The 22,060-nt window shown below is 47.5% G+C and carries 19 protein-coding genes; 3 read left to right on the top strand and 16 right to left on the bottom strand.

Features of this window, described 5'->3' with window-relative positions; genetic code table 11:
• Nucleotides 1–65 precede the first annotated feature (65 nt).
• The 9 genes from PTQ21_RS08470 to PTQ21_RS08430 form a co-directional block, all read right to left on the bottom strand.
• Nucleotides 66–3,701 carry an S-layer homology domain-containing protein gene (locus PTQ21_RS08470; protein WP_274569482.1) on the bottom strand — a complete coding sequence of 1,212 codons (3,636 nt, stop codon included), beginning with the start codon at nt 3,699–3,701 and terminating at the stop codon, nt 66–68.
• A gap of 270 nt (nt 3,702–3,971) precedes the next feature.
• Nucleotides 3,972–4,196 (bottom strand): hypothetical protein, encoded by a 225-nt coding sequence (locus tag PTQ21_RS08465; RefSeq protein ID WP_053779639.1) that lies wholly within the window; start codon nt 4,194–4,196, stop codon nt 3,972–3,974.
• 70 nt (nt 4,197–4,266) lie between these two features.
• Complete coding sequence (locus tag PTQ21_RS08460) at nt 4,267–5,121, bottom strand: lipoate--protein ligase family protein (protein ID WP_083584800.1); 855 nt, start codon at nt 5,119–5,121, stop codon at nt 4,267–4,269.
• A 253-nt stretch (nt 5,122–5,374) separates the two neighbouring features.
• On the bottom strand, nt 5,375–5,968 hold the full coding sequence (gene folE, locus PTQ21_RS08455; protein WP_063568443.1) for a GTP cyclohydrolase I FolE: 594 nt from the start codon (nt 5,966–5,968) through the stop codon (nt 5,375–5,377).
• 177 nt (nt 5,969–6,145) lie between these two features.
• Nucleotides 6,146–6,409, bottom strand: coding sequence for a YneF family protein (locus PTQ21_RS08450; RefSeq protein ID WP_063568444.1), 264 nt, complete (start codon nt 6,407–6,409; stop codon nt 6,146–6,148).
• A 223-nt stretch (nt 6,410–6,632) separates the two neighbouring features.
• Entirely contained in the window at nt 6,633–7,664 is a 1,032-nt protein-coding gene (locus PTQ21_RS08445) for an HD-GYP domain-containing protein (protein WP_063568445.1), read from the bottom strand.
• A 15-nt stretch (nt 7,665–7,679) separates the two neighbouring features.
• Nucleotides 7,680–9,521, bottom strand: coding sequence for a tRNA epoxyqueuosine(34) reductase QueG (gene queG, locus PTQ21_RS08440; RefSeq protein ID WP_064642404.1), 1,842 nt, complete (start codon nt 9,519–9,521; stop codon nt 7,680–7,682).
• 178 nt (nt 9,522–9,699) lie between these two features.
• Nucleotides 9,700–10,305 carry a signal peptidase I gene (lepB, locus tag PTQ21_RS08435; protein WP_024632997.1) on the bottom strand — a complete coding sequence of 202 codons (606 nt, stop codon included), beginning with the start codon at nt 10,303–10,305 and terminating at the stop codon, nt 9,700–9,702.
• A gap of 423 nt (nt 10,306–10,728) precedes the next feature.
• Nucleotides 10,729–11,154, bottom strand: a complete 426-nt coding sequence (locus PTQ21_RS08430; RefSeq protein ID WP_024632996.1) for a GNAT family N-acetyltransferase — start codon at nt 11,152–11,154, stop codon at nt 10,729–10,731.
• 538 nt (nt 11,155–11,692) lie between these two features.
• On the opposite strand from PTQ21_RS08430, the gene PTQ21_RS08425 reads away from it, so the two are divergent.
• Nucleotides 11,693–12,304: a superoxide dismutase gene (locus PTQ21_RS08425; protein WP_274569474.1), complete on the top strand. Its 612-nt coding sequence runs from the start codon at nt 11,693–11,695 to the stop codon at nt 12,302–12,304.
• 185 nt (nt 12,305–12,489) lie between these two features.
• On the opposite strand, the gene mutY is transcribed toward PTQ21_RS08425, so the two are convergent.
• Together mutY and acpS are read right to left on the bottom strand one after the other, a co-directional pair.
• Nucleotides 12,490–13,845, bottom strand: a complete 1,356-nt coding sequence (mutY, locus tag PTQ21_RS08420) for an A/G-specific adenine glycosylase (protein ID WP_274569473.1) — start codon at nt 13,843–13,845, stop codon at nt 12,490–12,492.
• Nucleotides 13,846–13,900: 55 nt separating this feature from the next.
• A complete protein-coding gene (gene acpS, locus PTQ21_RS08415; RefSeq protein WP_090810330.1) occupies nt 13,901–14,320 on the bottom strand; it encodes a holo-ACP synthase in 420 nt (139 codons plus the stop codon).
• 186 nt (nt 14,321–14,506) lie between these two features.
• On the opposite strand from acpS, the gene PTQ21_RS08410 reads away from it, so the two are divergent.
• Nucleotides 14,507–15,322: an alpha/beta hydrolase gene (locus PTQ21_RS08410; protein WP_064642409.1), complete on the top strand. Its 816-nt coding sequence runs from the start codon at nt 14,507–14,509 to the stop codon at nt 15,320–15,322.
• Between the two features lie 99 nt (nt 15,323–15,421).
• Here the strand turns inward: PTQ21_RS08410 and nadE are convergent, their stop codons facing one another.
• From nadE to PTQ21_RS08395, 3 genes are all read right to left on the bottom strand, one after another.
• Nucleotides 15,422–16,231 carry an NAD(+) synthase gene (nadE, locus tag PTQ21_RS08405; protein ID WP_063567821.1) on the bottom strand — a complete coding sequence of 270 codons (810 nt, stop codon included), beginning with the start codon at nt 16,229–16,231 and terminating at the stop codon, nt 15,422–15,424.
• A gap of 137 nt (nt 16,232–16,368) precedes the next feature.
• Nucleotides 16,369–16,803, bottom strand: a complete 435-nt coding sequence (locus tag PTQ21_RS08400; RefSeq protein WP_053779648.1) for a BrxA/BrxB family bacilliredoxin — start codon at nt 16,801–16,803, stop codon at nt 16,369–16,371.
• Between the two features lie 168 nt (nt 16,804–16,971).
• Nucleotides 16,972–18,693, bottom strand: a complete 1,722-nt coding sequence (locus tag PTQ21_RS08395) for a two-component system sensor histidine kinase NtrB (protein WP_095206241.1) — start codon at nt 18,691–18,693, stop codon at nt 16,972–16,974.
• A 169-nt stretch (nt 18,694–18,862) separates the two neighbouring features.
• Between PTQ21_RS08395 and PTQ21_RS08390 the strand changes: the two genes are divergently transcribed.
• Nucleotides 18,863–20,131 (top strand): BaiN/RdsA family NAD(P)/FAD-dependent oxidoreductase, encoded by a 1,269-nt coding sequence (locus tag PTQ21_RS08390; protein ID WP_072734857.1) that lies wholly within the window; start codon nt 18,863–18,865, stop codon nt 20,129–20,131.
• Between the two features lie 175 nt (nt 20,132–20,306).
• Here the strand turns inward: PTQ21_RS08390 and PTQ21_RS08385 are convergent, their stop codons facing one another.
• Nucleotides 20,307–20,690, bottom strand: coding sequence for a hypothetical protein (locus PTQ21_RS08385; RefSeq protein ID WP_274569471.1), 384 nt, complete (start codon nt 20,688–20,690; stop codon nt 20,307–20,309).
• A 114-nt stretch (nt 20,691–20,804) separates the two neighbouring features.
• On the bottom strand, nt 20,805–22,055 hold the full coding sequence (locus PTQ21_RS08380) for an ABC transporter permease (RefSeq protein WP_072734859.1): 1,251 nt from the start codon (nt 22,053–22,055) through the stop codon (nt 20,805–20,807).
• Nucleotides 22,056–22,060: the final 5 nt, after the last annotated feature.

Raw genomic sequence — 22,060 nt, 5'->3', positions numbered from 1 at the left:
GTAAAAAAAGAGATATCTCCAGCCAAATGACTGAAAGATATCTCTTTGAGTTTGAATACAACTATTTACTTGCGGATAGAAGCTGCCTCAATCGCTTCATAAGCCCAATGTGTGGCGGGTACATCCGACCACTGTCCTACCGCATTCGTTTCAGCTTGAAAACCGATCAGCTTATTCAGCATTGTAACAGCTTCAGCGCGGGTGATCGGCTGGCTTGGACGGAACGTGCCATCCTTGTATCCGGTAACTACACCCGCCGAACTTAATTGTTCTACTGCTTGTTGCGCCCAATGCTCGTTTACATCGGTAAATGCTGTCGGAGCAGTAGTCATCTGATCAGATGTTAATAACGGCTGTAACAGGACAGCTATTTCCGCGCGAGTAATCGCTTGATCCGGCTTGAAGCTGCCATCTGTGTAGCCTTGAACATAACCGGATTGAGCTGCTGCTGAGATAGCCGCATCTGCCCAGTGACTGGATGTAACATCTGTAAATTCATGACTTCCCTCAAGAGTCGATGTTCCCAGAATACGCGTGATTAATGTTGCCATTTCCGCACGAGTTACATTACGCTCTGGCCGGAAACTGCCATCCGTGTACCCCTGAATATAAGGGTGTGCTTTCAATGTGTTGTCTGTCCAGTCTTTGACCTTAACAACGGAGAATGTACTGAATTTGTTGACTTCAATCTCGACGCCTTGCTGATGATCACCGTTTAGGGTAACCCGTTTGCCGTGTACAAGCTCCTTCGTTCCATCACTATGCTCAATATATACACCTAGCTCCTCAGACTTCACACTTGCAACCTGATTAGCATCTAAAGGCAATATGAGCGTAACAGGTCTGCTCTGTAGATTCGTTTCGATCATCATTGGACGTCCAATGATCTGGATATCCGTTGTGCCTACGAATTGGATGATCGACTCATTCGCCTGTGCTCTCGTTTGGATCTCTGAACGTTGGGATTCCTTCTTCACCGGTACAAGACGGAAATACATATCATCTGTGCGTCCGTTCAAGGAACTCGCCGGAATGATAATCTTTACATTAGGATTAGAAATAACCAGATTCACTCCTTGCTCAGCCAGCATTGCTGACGATTGTGGAGAGAGCTTCAGATCCCACTGTGATACTTCATCTTTTGCGTCCGGGATCAAGACAACCGCTGTACGGGAGCCTGTCTGTTTCAACTGGTCGATAATGGTTTGCGTTTTGCTCTGATCAAGAAAAAGTTCATCCTTAACCGTACCATCTGTTCCTCGAGTACGTTTAATCTCCAAGGAAGCGATCGTTGAAGCTTGATCCCCATTCGCTACATCCACTTTGATTACTTCTTTCTGTGGAGCTTGTGGAGTTGTTGGCGATACAGGAGTTGGAGTAATAACTCCCCCACCTCCCCCATTACCTGGCGTTTCTGGATTGGATGGAGTTATGTTAATCTTCACTGAATTAGAGATTCCATATTCGGATACGCCATCTTCATATACAGCTCTAACAGCGAAAATATATTTTTCGCCTTCTCTAAGATCATTAATTTCCCAACTACTATTCATAATATTAGAAGTAACAAGTACCCATTGTGAAGGGTCTACTGGTGCTGATGAACCTTCGTACATATAGACCGAAGCTAATCCGTTCATGATTGGATCCCAAGTTAACGTAACCTTTTTCTCACCTTTTGTTGCCACTACATGCTGTGGTACAGGAAAGTTCGGGTCTGGATCTGGATTAGATCCACCACCATTATTATTTTCCTCTTGCGGGATCACAACGTTAGATGCAACATAATCTGAATTTTCTTCATCGGAAGTATACGATCTAACTGCAAATATATAGGACTGCCCATTTGTCAGATTACTGATATGTCCATCACTGTAACTGTCCGTCACATCCGTCCACAGATCGGGATCCTCAGGTGCTGCTGTTCCTTGGTACATATACACGCGATAATCTAATTCTGGCTCTGTAGTCCATTCAATGGCAACCTGACCATCACCAGGTGTAGCCACTACGTTTTGTGGAAGAGGAGTTGAGTTTGCAAGTGTTGAATATCCCCGATCTCCCATGTTCTTGAGCTGACCATTCTTATCTTCTACCGCCAGGAACACTCGATACGAAGAGTTCTCGTCCAGTCCTGTGAACAAGAACGATTTCTCTTCATTGGCTTCTAGATCAACATAAGATAGGTTAGCTAAGGCATGTAATTTAGTATCTTCGTCAGACTGTCCTACGATTTCCTCATCATACAATTGATTGTCAAAATAAAATCTACCGGCTTCATTAAGCTTCACTTTAACTTTAGATGTGGACTGGGTAATTGTTCCATTAACAGGAAATGGATATAGATAATCTATTGTAGGATCGGGCAGTGGTGGAGTCGGTGCATTCATAAGCTTGGATGAACGCAAGATCGGGTACCCATCATTGATCCTGTTACGAGTTGTCCAAACTCCATCGAAATCCCATCCATTGAAATTAGAATTTTGTTTCATCTGTTCGGTAGTAAGACCCGTTGCATAATTAAAACCATTCTGCTGGTTCGTACTACTCTTGGCTAAATCATAGTAGTTATTAGTAAAGATAACTTGATTCTCTGGATCATTCAGATTACCAATGACTGACCCTATTGTCTGATCATCAATAGGTGATGATGAATTATCAGACATAACGTTTACAGATGCCGCCACATAATTATTAAGTACATTTATTTGAGAGGTGTTACTTGAGTCACGTACTTTATTCACTTCACCAATCAGTCCGCCAATGGCTTCAGCAGAAAAATCATTATCCCCTGTAGCATTAGATCTCACTGAACCAACCACATAATTGTCTGCAATGGTATGGCTTAATTCAAAATTAAGTTGACCAATCAAGCCGCCTACCTGGTAGTTACCCGTCACCTGTCCTGAAGCGTAGCTCTGATGAATGAAATTATCATTCGACTCTCCGATCAGTCCACCTATAGCCTCATAACCACTCACTATACCCTCAGCAGCATTTGCAATGATTGTGCTCTTATTACTTTCTCCAACAAGTCCCCCGAGTGAGTCGCCATCCTCACCTAAGGCGATCACCTCGACATTAGTGCTGTTATTTATATACTCACTGTCGTCCGATAAACCTGAAATACCGCCTACTCTCATATTCCCTTGTATATTTCCACTGATTTGGATCCCTTCAATTCGCGACTCTATGCTCCGTCCGGCAAGTCCGCCTACGATCACATTTCCTTTTATAGAAACATCGTTTAATATAAGATTTTTAACCTCAGCACCTTGTAAAACTGAGAACAGCCCCACAGATTTCTGGGTATCATCTGTTGTTCTCAAACCAGAAATTGAATAACCATTCCCATCGAACCTGCCTGTAAAAGGCATAAGCTCATCTTCTATGATGTCAGCAATTGGATTCCAAGATCCTCCGTTCAAAAACGTGCTCATGGCTGCTTCAGAAATATCATTCTTCAGCTTGTAATTACCGTTTAAGTCTTCTCTTACGCAATAGAGCTCTTCAGGCGTACTAATGAGCTTCCATTCAACATCATCAGAATCCGTTTCCGTTATTTCATAGCAACTCTTGGCCTGAACGACGCCTTGTTGAAACACAACTGGCAGCATACCGAAGACCATAAGGAACGATAATATCACGACCCCTATTCGTCTCAGGAGCCTGGCGCGCTTCTGGTGATCCTTTTTTCGCATGTTCGAATCTTCCCTTCTCTTTCTGTTGTAGGAAGATTATAACTATCAGCTCTGAACGGATTCTGAACATTTATCGTCATTTTTCGTGATAATATGCCTTTTCTCGCATTTTCGCAAAACCACTTTCAAATAAGCATGTTTCTTCCCGTGCAATTTGTTGTTCAGCGGGGCGCGCCTGAATCGAATAATCCAAATGCAGATACAAAAAAAGCAAGCCTCTATACTAGAGACTTGCTTATCATTTGAGAACCACTGGGCAGAGCGTTTACCTTAAGACGCGCAGCCTTCACAGGCAACATAGTTGTCGCCAACCTGTTTGCTAATTGCGATCAGATCGCCCAGCTTGATATCTTCTTCACCTGTAAATTCAAGATCAGCGATACGTGCAACGATCAGGGCAGCTGCTTCTTCCTTGCTTGTAGCCATTTGGCTAAATTCAGACTTTTCGCCTGTAGAAATGACCTCATATAAGTACGTATATCTTAAAGTTTCCATGTAGACACTCTCCTTCCGAAATCACATCATATCATCTCTATTACCCAATTCCAAGTCCAAGCTTCTGAACCTAATCGTAACGTAGTTTCATCTGCTCAGCCGTCCGTCTAACGGCTTCCCGATCCACGGTCAACACACGGCTCGTCTCCGCCAGGGGAAAACGCTGACGCAGTGTACGTACCAGCGAAGCTGTATACGCCGCAGCAGAAGGGACACCTGCCAGTTCCTGCAAACTCGCCATCGTTCCGGGCCGAACATCCGGATAGCCTTCGCTGGCACCGTCTGCTGCATCCTGATAGAACTTACGCACGTCTGCTGCCAATTGGTCCCCTTGTCCTTCCACGATGATAAAGGCCGTAATGATATAAGCCTTGGCCTGTCTACGCTGGGCAATACCACAGAATTTCAGTCCACCCACGCTGACATCATAATCTCCAGGACAGAAGGCGCCTTCGATCTCCCCCGTACGTGCCTGACTCGACCACGGTGTTAGCGATTCAGCAATCAGTGAGGCCATCTCCCGAAAATCATCGTGTATATTGATGGCTCGTCCAGGGTTGGGCAAAATTAAAGAAACGTTAACCACCCCTGGATTCAAGGGAACTGCTGCACCACCGGATGGACGAACGCAGACCGCTGTTTCCTGGCTTCTAATGCGTTCCATCGCTTCTACCGCCTGTGGTAGCCTCCGATCCCGCAGCCCTGCTACAAAGGCATCTGGATGCCGCCATATATGAGCAACGGGCAACTGACCCTCTCCCACCCGGCGGCACATGACTTCTTCCCAAGCAAATGCTTCAAGCACACTGCTCCCGTGCCGCAGCAGCGGTGTCTCCCAAATCTGTAGACGCAATGAATGATCCAGCTGCATCTGCTGCTTTATTCCCGGCGATCCGGGTTGATCTGAATTGGACGGTACACTCATATAAGATAGCCTCCGACTAAACTAATCTGGATGAATTGAAATAATTACGTGATCCTTATGTATCCCCATGAATGCAAAAGTAATATATAAATAAGCCGGTTCCCCAGGGAACACGGCTTATTTATGAAAGCTTCCATTGGCACAAGCATCTATACTGCCATTTCAGATCCAGCAAATTGCCGAATGGAAACAACATGATGGTGCCAAAGGATTCAATGCTTCTGGCTTGTCCATCGAGTGGAATGAGCCGATCTTAATCTTTCATCAGCGACAGGAACTCGGCACGCTGTGCCGGATTGTCACGGAAAGAACCACGTACAGCAGATGTAACCGTCTTACTGCCCGGCTTCTTCACGCCGCGGGAACACATGCACAAGTGCTCGCCTTCCACGACAACCATGACACCGTTCGGCTCTACCGCTTCAGTCAGAATATCGGCAATCTGTGAGGTAATGCGCTCTTGAACCTGCAGGCGGCGGGTAACTGCCTCCACCAGACGGGCCATTTTGCTTAATCCCACAATCTTGCCACTCGGTACATATCCAATGTGCACCTTGCCGAAGAAAGGCGCCATATGGTGTTCACATTGGCTGTAATAGACAATGTCCTTCACAATGACCAGTTCTTCATGATTCTCGTCAAACGTCACTCCAAGTACATCGCGCGGGTCCACTTCATACCCGCCAAAAATCTCTTCATACATCCGGGTTACGCGTGCAGGCGTTTCAAGCAGCCCTTCCCGCGTACTATCCTCACCGATCAATTGCAAGATCTGCTCAATGTGATACTCGATCTTCTCCCGATTGTCGGATACTTTTGAATTCAAATAATCTTTAACGCCAGCCACTGCCGAACGCCTCCTTTCGAACCACATGCTGTAAGTAGCTATTCACTTCAGCATTATGCATAATTCGATTTTAACCGCTCCCGGGTATAATATATAGACGAATAAAACCATTTCGATCTACACATTGATGATTGGAAGTCGCTCTTTTGATTTATGCAAAATGCTCACTCACAGCTATTATTTTCGGCGGCCCGAGTTTTTACGCGCAGGATGTTGTTGCGGCTGAGGCATCTTAGTGCCAGGCTGCTGGTTCTTCATCATCTGCTGGGCGCGCTGCATCTGCTTGCCATTCAGGTTATAACCCATTTGCTTCGCCATCTTCTGGAGCATGTCGGGATCGCTTTGCATTTTCTCAAGCTGCTTCCGCAAGTAGTATACCCCAATGAAAAATCCTCCGACCAGACCAACAATCAATGTAATAATCGGTATTGCTATTGCCATCTCTTAGACACCTCTGTATGCAATCTAAAAAGCCTGATGATCCGTGTCAGCACATGATGTTATACGCTCACAATGCAAACATGACACGCACCGGATTTCCTGAAAGTTATCATAGCATTTCCGCACGCCTTGAGCAAACGGATTTTCCAGCTATCTACTGAATTTAACATCCAGAAAACAGATCGAAAACATTCAATAAATCTTTCAGGAACATCCGTATAAGTTACATCAGTACCGCCTCTATGAAAACGGTTGTATGCTGAGCCAGATCCACTTCAATCACATCCAGATCATAACGTGTACTGCCACGTGCCACCCGAATGACCGGCCTACCGGGCAAACCCCGGTGCTGACGCACAATGACTCCGGTCTCTCTGGTAGACAATCGAACTGCTGTTCCATTCGGATAAACGGATACACTCCGGTTGAATTCTATCAAAATGTCACGATCCAGCTTCGTGCCAGACATCGCCATCATCTCTTCACAGGCTTCATGCGGCAGCAACCTTCGACCCGAAAGGCCATTGATCAGATTATCATACGTGTTAGCTGCACTGACGATTCTGGCGAACAGATGAATGTCTTTTCCCTTGATACCTCTCGGCTGTCCCGTTCCATCCACATGCTCATGATGCTGCAGAGCTGTATGTGCCACAAGCAGATTGAACTCCCGTTTGGACTTGATCAACTCGAACCCTCTCCACGTGTGATGCAGGGAGGAATTCGCTGCTGAACCGCTGCCGGGTGGCTCCCCTACTTTACCGATGTCATGCAATAGAGCTCCGACGGCTAGATCCTTGAGCTGCACATAGTTAAGCCCCAGATTCAGACCAATGACAGAAGACAGCAAACATACATTCATGGCGTGAACATACTGTGCGTTATCTTTGGTCCGAATATCTGTGAGCTGGACAAGCAGTTCACGCCCATTCAGAACATCGTTCAACAATTTATCGATGCTGATGGCGACCTTCTTCGGGCTCCAGTCCTTCCCGGAACGGATAGATTCAAGAGTTACACTCATTTCATTAATAACTGCTTTTTTCGTGGCTTCATCCAGAATGTCTTCTGTATCCACATCTTTATAAGCTTCATCCTGGATGTATAGCATGGTCACGCCAATACGCTTCAGCGTATTAACCATAAATACGGTGAGTTGGACTCCGGCAGACAGCAATACCGTACCGTTACCGGAATATACTGTTTTGCCCAGAAACTCTCCCGCTTCCACGCTCTCCACGTTAACATACTTCATGAACGTCCCCCGCTCTTACGATTGCTGCTCCAATGTGAGCAATTGCTCTTTGGTTTGCAGCCCGCCTACATAACCCACCAGGGTTCCGTCTTTACCGCTGATGCGGTGACAGGGAATAATAATCGGAATCGGATTTTTACTAATGGCATCCAGAACTGCTCGAACAGCTTTGGGCCTACCGATGATTTCCGCAACCTGTTGGTGTGTTGAGGCCTCTCCATAAGATATATCGGACAGGACTTGCCATACTTGTAGCTGGAATGGTGTTCCAAACAAATCGAGCTTCAGTTCAAACGCTTTTCGTTCTCCTGCAAAATACTGCTTCAACTGCTGTGCAGCTTCACTCAGCTTCTCTTCATTTTTCTCATATCGATATTCGCCAATCCATGTACGGGCCCATTGTTGCAGATGCGCCTCGCGCACATGGAATGCACCGAAATCAATGTGACACAGGCCCTTATCCGTGGCACAAAGCGTTAGTGTACCGATCGGCGTCAGCACTTCATCGTAATATACTGGCGTACCATGCAGGCCTGTTACGGCTGATGGTTTCCATGCTGCAGCTTCTGGTTTGGCAGGCTCTATCGTCTGCTCGCTTTCCTGTTCGGGTGTCTTATTCTGTTCCTTCTGATCCTCAGGCTTATCGTTGCTCTTTGGCTCTGCCTGAGGCTTATCGGGTAAGGTCTCGGACGAACTCAGTCGTTCCTTGGCCTTCTGCAGCATGCTTAGCACGTTCCCATCTTGTTCGTTAGCGGCAGCTTCCCCAATGGCTCTCATTGCGTCTTCTCCTCCAATTCTGCTCAGCGCCCAAGCTGCAGTTCCCCGCAGCTCGGGACGCGGATCACGCTTCAGTACCTCCGTTAGTTTCGGTACAGCGGTTTTGTCTTTGAAATTGCCGAGGGCAATTACGGCGTTGCGCTGGATTGGCTTCTTGCCCCGCCAAGCGGCGGAACTTTGGCCAAAGCGCTCTTTGAATTCGCGGTTACCGATGTCAAGCAGCGGTATCAGCAAAGGTTTTACAATCTCCGGATCGGGATGAAACTCGGGATGGTGGTCCCAGTTTTTACCCCGATTCTTCGGACAGACAATCTGACAGGTATCACAACCGTACAGACGGTTGCCAATTTTCAGCATAAACTCTTCATCCACGAAGCCTTTCGTCTGGGTCACAAACGAAATGCAGCGCTGTGCATTCAGTTGTCCCGGTCCCACCAATGCTCCTGTTGGACAGGCATCAATACACTTCGTACATTCACCACAATCCTCGGTCACCGGGTTATCTGGCTGAAACGGAATATTCGTGACCAGTTCGCCGAGAAAGATCCATGAACCGAATTTGGGCGATATAATGGCACAGTTCTTGGCACTGAATCCTATCCCCGCACGTTGGGAAACAGCACGGTCCACCAACGCCCCCGTATCTACCATACTTTCGATCATGGCTTCAGGTACGCGCTCACGTATAAAGTTAACCAGCTTGTCCATCGCTGCACGCAGGACTTGGTGATAATCCTGCCCCCAGGCGGAACGAGCCAGAATACCGCGGTATGCACCCGGCTCCGACTTCGGCGGATTGACCATCTTCGATGGATAAGCAACAGCAATAGCAATGAGCGAAGCAGGCTCTCCATCTTTTAGTTCGGGACGCACCCTTTTCTCAATATCAGGCTCCTCAAATCCGGACTCGAATCCTTTCGCCCGATGTTGCTCCAGAATGGATTTCAAGGTCACGAATGGTTCTGCCGAAGCGAATCCTATATCATCAATACCCATCTCGGGAGCAGCTGCCTTAATCTCTTGTTTTAACTTCTCCCATACAGCTGCTGCCTTTGCTGCTCCGGTCTGTACACTCGTCATATCTATTCCCTCTCTTCTTCCACGCTAATTCCGTAAATAGTGAACGCCCGCCTCAGGTGGGAGGACAGGCGCTGATTTCGATATACAAGTCGGACATACCGGAGCTAGAAAGAAACCGAGTCTATATCGTTTAACGCAAAATGTAGCGTGAAGTTGTTGTCCTTGTCCTGCTAACATTTTACAGTTTTTTAATTTCCGAGAACGGCCAAAAAATAAACTCCGCTCTGCCTACAATTTCACTGGATGTAATGCTGCCAAACACACGGCTATCCTTGCTCTTGCCTTCATGACGGTTATCTCCCATCACAAAGTAATGATCCGCTTCCAGCGTAATCGGTCCAAAATCAGGGTCCTGAACCTCCGTATCCGTGTACGTTTCCGCTTGCTGCTCCCCATTCACGAACAGATGATGATCCCGTACTTCAACCGTATCACCGGGAAGTCCGACAATCCGTTTGACCAGAAAATCTTTTTTCTCCACACCTTCGCTTGGATCACGAAGTACAATAACATCCGATCGGGACGGTGTCCCAAAATCGTATACAATTTTATTCACAAACAAACGGTCCCGCTCAACCAGCGTGGGCTGCATCGATTGACCTTTGACCATCGAAAGATTGAATACAAACAGGTTCAACAGCATCATGATTACAAAAGCAATCACTATCGTTTTCACCCAGTCCCAAAGCTCTGCACCCCAGGATTTCCCCGGTTGATCAGGCACTCCCGGACCATTTCGTTCCTTGGAAGCCACATGCTCCGTTGAAAGATTATTGGAGTTCAAAGAGACACCTCGTTTATCAATTTTATAAAGAAAAACATCGATCGACGTACTTTCAAGGCAGACAGATCGCATATAGTGAACGTTTTTCTTAAAAATATCAGGAAGCTGGCGTTCCACGTTTATATGTTCTGATATTACCAAAATCGAGTGATCATAATCCTTTTAATTCTACTTCATTTGCAAGGGTGAAACAATTGGTTATGAGCACCAACACAACTTGAAGGGTGAATTACAACGGGATTAAAACAATTAAACCAGGGATTAAGTTAAATGGAATGGCGTTCAGAAGTGGCGAAAAAAGGGGAATAATCGGTGAATAGCACCCATATAAATAGAAAGGCATATCCCTCACGTTGTTACACGCTGAAAGATACGCCTAATATAAAATGAAAATCTGTTTATATTTCTTTTTAACCATGCAAACTAAGCTTTGGACAAGATACTAAGTTTCTGGAAAGCGCTCATAATCTGATTGGCACCGTAACCCATTGCTTCATAAAGAGGCATGGCCACTTTGTTGTGCTCATCACCCGCCACCCATATTTGACTGACTTTACGCTGCTGGAACCTTTGTTCCATGGCCTCGACAAGTTTTTTGCCGACTCCGCGGCGACGATAGTCTGGATGGACCGCAATACGATAGATGCATCCCTGGTTGTGGTCAATCGTACCGATCAAAGCGCCGACGAGGTCTCCCTCTTCTTCCGCAACCATGATCAGGTCAGAATCCCATGACAATTGACGGGCAAACGGGCCCATCGTGTTCTCATAACACTCTTCCGATAGTGCAACCTGGAGAAGCTCTGTCATCTGGCTTGCATCACTCAACTGAAAGGAACGAACGTGCATGTCTTAAATCTCCCTTTTCGTTAGCTTAGATGAGGTTTTACAAAAAGGGGCTCCCCTTTTTACCAAAAACCCAATGTTCATATAATGACAAAAAACGAGAAAATACCGCTTCTTCGTCAATTAAACCATACTTTACGCCATAAAACACGCATTTTCTTTTGAAAGCGCTTAATTGTAACCGTTTACATCCGAATATTAAACTTCCCCTCTATTTAAACACCTAAAATCACATAAATAGTTTCATAATGGGTAAAATATGTTTGTTATCTCTGACCCATGAATGGATCAACGTCTGGGGGGACTTAATAAACAAAAATGTTGCTTAATTAGCCCGAATGCGGTTTAATATTAGTGACAAGGGTATTATTACATAGGTACCTGTGGCAATTTGCATAAATCCTGTGAGCGACTTTCACTCAGCAAGATATAGATCGAAGTGATCCTATTCGTCTAGAACTTGTCCCGGAAGCGATTCGAATTGAATTATGCAAAATGCTGACCGTAACAAAAATTCAAAAATCTCAGGAGGTATTTCACTATGACTTTTCAATTACCAGCACTTCCTTACGCTAACGACGCACTGGAACCACATATTGATGCGCAAACGATGGAAATTCACCACGATCGCCATCACAATACTTACGTAACGAACTTGAACGCAGCTCTGGAAAGCGCTCCTGAACTGCAAGGTAAAAGCTTGGAAGATCTGATTGCTAACCTTGACAGCGTACCTGAAGGTATCCGCACAGCCGTTCGCAACAATGGCGGCGGACATGCTAACCACAGCCTGTTCTGGGAAATCATCGGACCTAACGGCGGCGGCGCTCCTACTGGAGACATCGCAACAGCAATCGATAGCGAACTGGGTGGCTTTGACAAATTCAAAGAAGATTTTGCAAAAGCAGCTACAACTCGTTTCGGTTCCGGTTGGGCTTGGCTCGTAGTTGGTAAAGATGGCAAATTGTCCATCACTAGCACACCTAACCAAGACAGCCCTCTCTTCGAAGGTCTGACTCCGGTTCTGGGTCTGGATGTATGGGAGCACGCTTACTACCTGAAATATCAAAACAAACGCCCTGACTACATCGGAGCTTTCTGGAATGTAATCAACTGGGACGAAGTAAACAAACGTTACGCTGCAGCGAAATAAGACTGCTGGCATAATAGAAGAGCCTGATTTGGTCAACACGACCGAATCAGGCTTTTTTTTATTTGCTTTTGCTTGCTGCACTGGGTTATGAGTAATCCTTCTACGGCTACGAGCTTTAAGTTAAGAATCCTTAGTCCTTAGAGCAAGTATCCTCATTCAAAGACGGTTAGTATGGAGTAGTTTCACTATTCATTAACATCGTCATATGCCCCTGCAAAATAACTGCTGATCAGCTTCAGGAATATGTTCGGGAATGCCATCTTGTCCATATCTTCTGGACCAATCCAGCGATAGGTCAGCCCATCACCCTTACCTGTCAGTGTGCTCAGCGCCTGGTCACTAACGTCAGATGGTGCGAGCAGCTCTCCATCGTTAAGCGATGTTGAGATGTTCTGTGCATGAGGAGTGCCCGGCTCCGATGGCGATTTGGCTGACTCAGGTGACACAGCTGATGATGCGGCTGTGCCCTCCCTTGTTGCCGCCTGTGCGTCGTAGGCGGCTCTGGCTTCCGCGGCGATCAGCGGAAGCTCGTTACTCTGGTCCTGCTCGGTGCATTTGTACACCTGCAGGCTCCAGACAATGTGGCTGAACACATGCTCCGCATGGGTAGCCAGCCCTTCCGGGCGGGCAGCGAAGCCTTCCGCCCACAGACTGCCGGCCAGCAAAGCCATGGCCGGCTCATCTGCCAGCGGCCCCGCCGCCTTGCCGGCTGCGGCGGGCGCCGCCAGCACATGCGGCAGCTCCCACATGCGGGCCAATAGGCCCGTCGCTGGGCGCTGGCGCACAAGCACACGGCCGCGATGAGCACCGCGGCCCTCCACAATGGCGACCAGCCGCTGCTCAGGGCGCGGCGGCTTCGCCTTGGTCTTGACCGGCAGCGTGAGCTCCCGTCCGGCGATGCGGCCGGAACATTGCTCCATGACCGGGCAAGTCAGGCAGTGCGGCGCTTTGGGCGTGCACACCAGTGCGCCAAGTTCCATCAGCGCCTGATTGAAATCACGCGCACGCCCTTCTGGAATGAGCTCTCCCGCGAGCTCTTCCATCAACACCCGGGTGCTGCCCTTCATAATGTCCTCATCAATGAGGAAGTATCGGGACAGGACCCGCATCACATTGCCATCCACCGCTGGCTGCGGCTGGTTGAAGGCAATGCTGAGAATGGCCCCGGCTGTATACGGGCCCACCCCTTTTAACGCAAAGACTGCCTGCTTGTCCTGTGGCATCTCCCCACCGTGCAGCTCCATGACTTGTCTGGCAGCTGCTTGAAGATTGCGGGCACGCGAATAATATCCGAGCCCCTCCCAATTTTTCAAGACCTCTTCTTCCGGTGCTTCAGCCAAAGCCTGTACAGTCGGAAAATTCCCAATAAAACGGTTGAAATACGGGATCACCGTATCCACCCGAGTCTGTTGCAGCATAATTTCCGATACCCACGTGAAATAAGGATTGTTGTGGCGACGCCACGGCAAATCCCGTCTGTTGACCATATACCAATCCAGCAAATTCACACTGAAATGTCGTTTCTGTTCCAATAAACCCATATTCCCGTCCTCTCCTGTTACCATGCTTACGTTCTTCACACGTTCTCCCACATTGTTACTGTTCAGATTCAGGCAACGTCTTCCCCATCTGCTCTACAATAGCAAAGGCCGCAGCCAGCTCCGTCTGGTGAGTAATACTCAAGTGAATATCATACTGCTTGCCGTATGGCAGTTGCAGTCGTTCCCACGCTTCATCAGACAGTGTGGCAACGGGACGTCCTTTCGCATCAGGCAGCACTTCAATGTCGGTAAAACTCATCATGCTTCCAATGCCGCAGCCAAATGCCTTGGACACAGCTTCCTTCGCTGCAAATCGACCAGATACAAACTCCACCATCCGTTTTCCCCGATGCTCCGCAATCTCCTGCTCTGCATGCGTTAAAATCCGCTTCATAAACGCTTCGGCGTGTTGACCTGACAACAGCCTGCGCATACGCCCAATCTCCAGTACGTCATTTCCAATGCCATATATCATTAACGCTTCACCCGCTTAACCTTTTATGCTGTAAACGATCTCCATTCGGTCATCTGATCCGTAACTTATCCGAACACGTATTCTATTGTAGCAGGAGGCGCGCATGGATGCGAGTACCTTCGTCCACATTACCATTTATGTTAAAATATGAATCGGGAATAGAAGAAACTTTAGGAGGAATAAGATATGTCCACAGCATTTGAACTGCCTGCAGGCGAAGATGCCGTCATTCGCGGAAATATATTCACTGCACGGCAACCCGCTCAAGGAATCATTATCCTAGCTCACGGTTACAAAGGCTTCAAAGACTGGGGCATGTTCCCCTACACTGCATCCCAGCTAAGCGAGAACTATCACGTCCTGACCTTCAATTTCTCTCACAACGGAGTTGGAGAAGATCTAGAGCAATTTTCTGAACTTGAAAAGTTTGCAGTCAATACGTACAGCCGGGAGCTTGCCGACTTGGCAACACTGCTTGATTATGTGTCCACACAGCCAGAACTCCACGGACTGCCGGTATTTCTACTTGGACATAGCCGCGGTGCAGGCGTAAGCCTCGTGTACGCGCTGGATCATCCCGAACAGATTGCAGGTGTACTCTCCTGGAACGGTGTAACCAACTTGGATCTCTTTACCCCTGAGCAAAAAGAAGAAATGCGCACACAGGGCCGCAGCCATGTCACGAACGGGCGAACTGGCCAGCAGATGCCTCTGGACGTGTCCATTCTGGAAGACTTGGACGTGCATAAGGAGCGTTACGCCATCATTGATCGTTTGGCTTCTTCCCCTCTGCGTGTGGCACTTATTCAGGGAACAGAGGACGGCACACGGCTGCGTGACGGCTCGGCCGCACTGGTTCAGGCTCGCCCGGATATCCCGTGGCACCAGATTCCCGGCGGTAATCATACTTTTAATACTGTGCATCCATTCAAGGAATCGACGAAGCAGCTTGAGCAGGCGATCGCCGAAACACTTCGCCAGATCGCAACTTGGATTAACTAATCTTGCATAACAAAAAGAGTCGCTGCCTTATGCAGTGACTCTTTGCTGTTCAGATACTTGCATTGCCCATATCAGATCATGGCATGCTTGCAATCCATATTAGATGCCAGGAATGGCATTACGTTTGTGATGGGTACGTGTGTAGAATGCTTCAAGACGTTCCTGTGCAGCCGGATCAATTTGTTTGCCTTCCAGATAGTCACTGTTCGCTTCATACGAAATGCCCAGTTCATCTTCATCGGTCTGGCCTTCCCAGAGTCCTGCTGATGGAGCCTTGTCCAAAATGGCCTGTGGCACGTTCAAATACGCAGCCAGCTGACGCACTTGACGTTTGTTCAGGCTGCTCAGTGGTGTAATATCCACGGCGCCGTCACCCCATTTGGTGTAGAAGCCCGTAATGGCTTCAGAAGCATGGTCTGTTCCGACAACCAACAGGTTTTCCTCAAAGGACAGAGCATATTGCATCACCATACGGGTTCTCGCTTTCACGTTCCCTTTGCCTTGGTGAGTCATATGACGCGGGCTACCCATGGATTTGAAACCTTGTTCCACTTCGAGTGCGATTTCGTTCACTGCATCTTCAATGTTGGTTTCCACAACGTGCTTCAGGTCGTAGGCTTTTGCTACAGCATAGCTATGGTCAATGTCCGATTGCTCACCGTAAGGCTGGAATACACCCAGCGTTTTGTATTCCTTATTCTCTTCAGCTGTAAGCTCGTCCGTTGCTTTTTTGCAAAGTGCCGTAGCTACAGCGCTGTCAATCCCGCCACTGATTGCAATAAGCAACCCTTTGGAATTGGCATTTTTCACATAGGTTTTGAGAAAGTCCACGCGCTTGCGCACTTCCTCTTCTTCATTAATGCTTGGTTTAACCTTCAATTCAGCGATGATCTGTTGTTGCAAACTCATCGTTCACACACCCCGTTTCTAAATTAATGAAATTTGATGTCCATTTTGAAAGGTTCGAATGGTTCAATAACCCTATTCGCTCAAAATGAAACGCCCCGGCATCGGTCATCCGAAAGGCGGGGCGTTGCTTGAGCTAATTAACGGCAGTAACGGTCAAACACACTTGTGAGTTCAGCCGCAATTTCCTCCGCAGAACGATCTTCCACTTGATGACGCTCAATAAAGTGAACGAGTTCTCCGTCTTTCATCAGAGCGATGGAAGGTGAAGATGGAGGATACGGTGCAAAGTATTCACGTGCTTTTGCTGTAGCTTCTTTGTCCTGACCAGCAAATACTGTGTACAGGTGGTCTGGTGTAATATCATGTTGAAGTGCTTGGGATACACCTGGACGGCATTGACCTGCGGCACATCCGCAAACCGAGTTAATGACAACCAGAGCGGTTCCTTTGGCATCCGGCAAACTTGCTTCAACTTCTTCTGGAGTACGCAACTCCTGAATTCCCAAACGAGTCAGATCATCCCGCATCGGTTGAACCATATCTTTCATGTATTGATCAAATGACATAGACATTCGGTTTCACTCCTTAAACATGTGAGTTCTATTATTTAAAAAATTAAATGCTTTTGTGCTATTCCTATTATACATCCCTAATCAATGAAAGCAAGGTTCAAACACCGCCTGCGGAAAGGCTTCTCCTTCAATATTATGTCTCATTCCTTGGCAAAACATGCTTAAAGTTCAGCGTTGAAATGCAACCTTGAAAGTTGTACCCTGCCCTTCCTCCGATTCGACGGTAATGGTTCCGTTATGCCGTTCAACAATACTCAGACACATGGATAATCCCAGTCCGGTTCCTTTGGCCTTGGTCGTAAAAAAAGGTTCGAACAGCTTCTCCTGCTTCACTCTAGGTATTCCTGGGCCTGTATCTCGCACACACAGCTCCACGGTGTCATCCACCAACCGGGTCTCAAGTGTAAGTACCCCTTTTTCATTCATGGCTTCCATCCCGTTACGAGCCAGATTAAGTACCACTTGTTTGATTTCCTTTGAATTCAGATGCAGCTTCGGCACATTGTGAGCCAGCATAAATTCAATACTCTGACCTCGCAAATTTGCATCCGCCCATAACAAAGGACTTAGTTCATGGATGATATCATGCAGCTGGGATTCTTCTTTCTCGGCAATTCGATTCTGAGCCAATGACAGAAAATCATTAATAATGCTATTCGCCCGATCAAGCTCTTCCAGAACGATCCGGTAATAGTGATCCAGGGACTCTGGACTCTTTTCCTGCATTAATTGAAGAAAACCACGCACAACCGCCATCGGATTCCTTACTTCATGGGTAATACTTGCAGCCATTTGGCCGACAAGACTGAGGCGATCCACATTATCGAGCTCGCTCCGCAGCATTTCAAGCTCAGTAATATCCTGAATGATCAACATGGCTCCGATAGCCTCTCTTGGCAGTTCTGCTGAATACGCGTAGATGGGAACGGTCCGGGATTGAAACACGTTTGAACCGTAACGCACCGTTAGCCCACTCACTTCTCCATGAACAATGGCTTTACGAATACTGCTCTCCATCTTGTCTGCCTGGGCTTGTTCGACAAACTGACTCGCTGGTTGCCCAATCAAATCCGGTGTGGTTGTGCAAGGCAGTTGATCCCGCGCCGTTTGCTCCATCGTATCATTGACGAACTGCACGGTCCCTTCCTTATCTACGGTTGCGATGGATAAAGGAACAGCATTCAGAATTTGGTTAAGCTTTTCCGTTTCGGCTATGTATCTATGATGAACTTCAGACAAATGTTGCTCAAGCCCCCGGTGATGTTGCATCTGTTCAATCCAGAGCATACTAAGACTTCCAGCAATAACTGCACCGATGGTATATCCCAGGGCTAGCAATACCCACTGTACTATTGAGAATGTTGGCTGGCTTTCCATCAATGGAATATACAGTACACTGGACACAACCAGCTCTGCCGTTATTAAGGCGATAACTGTTGCCATTTTGCGTGAACGTGTATAATGCTTGAATCGTTTGGCTGACAACCATACAATAGGATAGAGAAGGATGCCCGTTTGAAGTAGAAATCCGTACAGATTATAGGGATGTGCAAAGAGAAAATAGAAGAGTATCTGGAGAAGAGACAGCGTTAGACCAATGCGAGGCCTGCAATACAATATGACTAGCGTCAGGGGCACAATGCCCAAGGAGATGGGAACTGACACCGGACTCCCATAGTGGGCAAAAAGCAGACATAGCAACATGCTCACCACACTGGTCGCGGCAAAACTGGTCTGTACCATCCTATGATATCCTGCCTTGGCGACCGCTTGCTTGGAGAGCCCCAAGTGCAATAATGGAATCAGGAATACCGCAGCTCCTGCAAGCAGTATTTGTAAAAGAATGTCCTTCAACGCAACCACAATGCCATCTCCCTCCTCTGCCTGCACATTCCCTCATGTATTTCTGATTAAAACATAGGCGACAGTATATTACAATATATCCCTTAAGACTGCATAATAGAACTGCTAATACATTTGTATTGTTTCATAAACAGGCAGGAGTAGACAGGGTTTTCGGAAAACAGACAAAATCAATGAAAAAAGAGGGTAATAATGCATGTATGATGTCATTGTAATTGGCGGTGGATCTGCGGGCCTCATGGCCTGTGTTGCCGCTGCCGAGCATGGAGCCTCGGTGCTTCTGCTGGATAAAGGAGATCAACTCGGCCGTAAACTCGGGATCTCTGGCGGCGGTCGCTGCAATGTGACCAATGCCAAGGAGACGGATGAACTAATCCGGCATATTCCGGGCAATGGACGCTTTTTATATAGTTCATTTCAGAATCTGGACAATCAGGGAATTATGCGGTTTTTTGAAAATCTCGGTATTGCCCTGAAAGAGGAAGATAACGGGAGAATGTTCCCGGTAACCGATAAAGCCAAAACGGTCGTTGATGCGTTGGTTGGTAAAATTGTTTCCCTTGGGGTAGAGATTCGCACCAAACAGCCGGTTAAGGAATTAATTCAGAACGGTCAACACGTGCAGGGCGTGAAGCTAGCTTCTGGTACAACGATACTTGCACGCTCTGTTATTATCGCTACCGGGGGTAAATCAGTTCCTCAAACCGGATCAACCGGTGATGGCTACCCTTGGGCTGAAGGGGCTGGACATACGATTACAGAGCTGTATCCGACGGAAGTACCGATTGTATCTGGCGAGAGCTGGATTCAATCCAAAGAACTGCAAGGCTTGTCCTTGCGAGATGTCGGGTTATCTGTTCTAGATGCCAAAGGCAAATCGGTTATCTCCCATCGCGGAGATATGATCTTCACCCATTTCGGCGTATCAGGACCGATCGCGCTTCGTTGCAGCCAGTTCATTCGCAAGGTGCAAATGAAATCTGGGAACCCTCAGGTCACGATGAGTATTGATCTGTTCCCCGATCTGTCCCCCGGTGCTCTGGAAGCCCAGGTTCAGCAGGTGCTGGAGCAGGAATCCCGAAAGGCCGTCAAAAACATACTCAAAACATGGGTTCCTGAGCGCATGATTCCATTGATGATGAAGCGTGCAGAGATCAGCGAAGACCTCACATTTCACCATTTCCCCAAAGGCATGTTAAGTGCATTAGTGGGGTTAATGAAAGATTTCACCTTCCGCGTAGACGGAACTCGTTCTCTCAAAGAAGCCTTTGTGACTGGTGGGGGAATCCACTTAAAGGAAATATACCCCAAAACAATGGAATCCAAGCTGCTGCCGGGACTATTCTTTTGCGGTGAAGTTTTGGATATTCACGGCTACACGGGAGGCTATAATATTACCGCTGCCTTCTCTACGGGGTACACGGCTGGCATGCATGCTGCAGAGTATAAAAACGCTCGCTCATGACTTGAACATAGGATGTTGATGGACAGAGTTAGGGGCCACATCACGTAAGTTTATTAAGAGCATGAAAAAACCTCGACATCCCGCTATCGGCGGGGTATCGAGGTTTTTTTGAGATGTATGCAATCCAGAATCACTGTCACCAACAAGGCAAGCAGCATCGTTGCCCCTGTTGTATTTACGCCTTCACACTGCCCGAGAAACCATCCACTGAATCATCGAATGTCGGATCTTCATCCCGGTTAGACATCTCCTGTTCGGGATTGCCCCCCTGGGTTCCGCTCGCATAACCTTCATTCCAATCTTCATTCACGAGATGAGCCGGAATGGATATATTCTGAAACTGATCCAATCCATCTGTTTCGGAGAGAAACACCGCAATTCCTCCGTGTGACTGTACGATTTCCACAGCAGATAGCGTATCCTGTCGATCTGTAGGAATGTACAATTCAAGCGGCCCTGACTGGTATGGCTTATACCCAAGTTCCTCCAAAGTTGCCTGCGCCGCGAGCAACGCTGCATTGTCTGCAAAATGTACCTGAAGTTCACTATCATCCAACATGATTTTTTCCTCCTTGCGAGAGCCGATCCCTTACTTTCAAAATCGTAAGACCCGTCTCCTATAGCATGGTCAGTTACTTCATCTGATATGCTACTGAACAAGGAAGAATATCAACTAAGCGGATCGGATGTAACGAATCCAGCCTGTTATAGATAGGACGAACAGCCCGAATGCTACGACAGCCGCAGCCGTAACGATACCTTCCAGCCAGCCTAGCCAGGCTGCTCCCAGTGAAAATCCCATTAGAATCCCTAGCGGAACGAACAACATCCGTACCATGGTCACACCTGCACGATTTAACGCCTCGGAATCATAGGATACAAGCTGAACGTACTCCGAGGTTGCAAAGACCTCCCAGGAACGATAGAAAAGTACGCTCAACATGATGACCAACAAGCCACACACGATTACATTGACCGGGAAAGGTGGTAAAGCAACGGCAGCAATCGAAAGGCCGCCAAGCTGCAAGTACAATTTCATGGTCGAGGAGTTACGAAAAAATGCTTTGAATGCCGTCTCAGCTGTCCGATTAGAGATCGTTCGATGACGCAGCAACTTGCGCTGCTTGCGGAATATGATCGTCCGGGTGCGTGGTGCTTTCGGTTTGGTTACAGATCGACTCAGTAAAAGGGCTGTGAACTTTAGCCTTTCTCGTAAATCTTCACGCACATCGCCCTCAAAGGTTCCCTTCATCTCCAGCCTCAATCGGCCAACCAAAATCAGAAGAAGGATTGCGGCCACAATACCTGCAAGCAGTATCCAGATGTGTCCATGCATCCAGGATGTTACTCCAATCGTGATAATGCCCATGGCAACTGCTAAAGGGATCATGCGAATCCAGCGTCTCCATCCGGTATAACGTACTTTCGTCATATGAAGTACAATGACCTGGAATGAAGCTACTGCGCCAAACCAAATCGCTATTAGTGCGATATGGATAAATGACATGTCATACACACGGGACCATAGTGGTGAAGTCAACGCCGTAATTGCAATCATTTTACCCAAATGCTGCAAGCAAGCCCGGTAGATCCCTTGTTTCATCAATGTACGCATCCACAGCGACCGCGACTTCAGGAATAACACATCCGCTTCCTCTACAAATATAAGAATTCCACCTGTAAGCATAATGACGTCGATCAGTCCTGTCAGTGTAGGCAGCGTTAATCCGGTCGCCCATGAGGGCAGTGGTTTGGACCATAAACTCACGTACCATCCGCTGAAATACAGCAGACCCGGAATAAGCAGGTATACCCATACCGTCCAATCTACTACCAGTTTCAGGTTTTTTAACTGTTCATTGAAGTGCTCCTTGCGTCTGCGTCTATATAAACCAAGTGGCGTGTATGCTCGAGAGGTCTCCATCTTCC

The sequence above is a fragment of the Paenibacillus marchantiae genome, from assembly GCF_028771845.1.
Taxonomy (GTDB): domain Bacteria; phylum Bacillota; class Bacilli; order Paenibacillales; family Paenibacillaceae; genus Paenibacillus; species Paenibacillus marchantiae.
The sequence above is the reverse complement of the archived record's forward strand: the minus strand, read 5'-3'. Positions and strand labels throughout refer to the sequence as shown.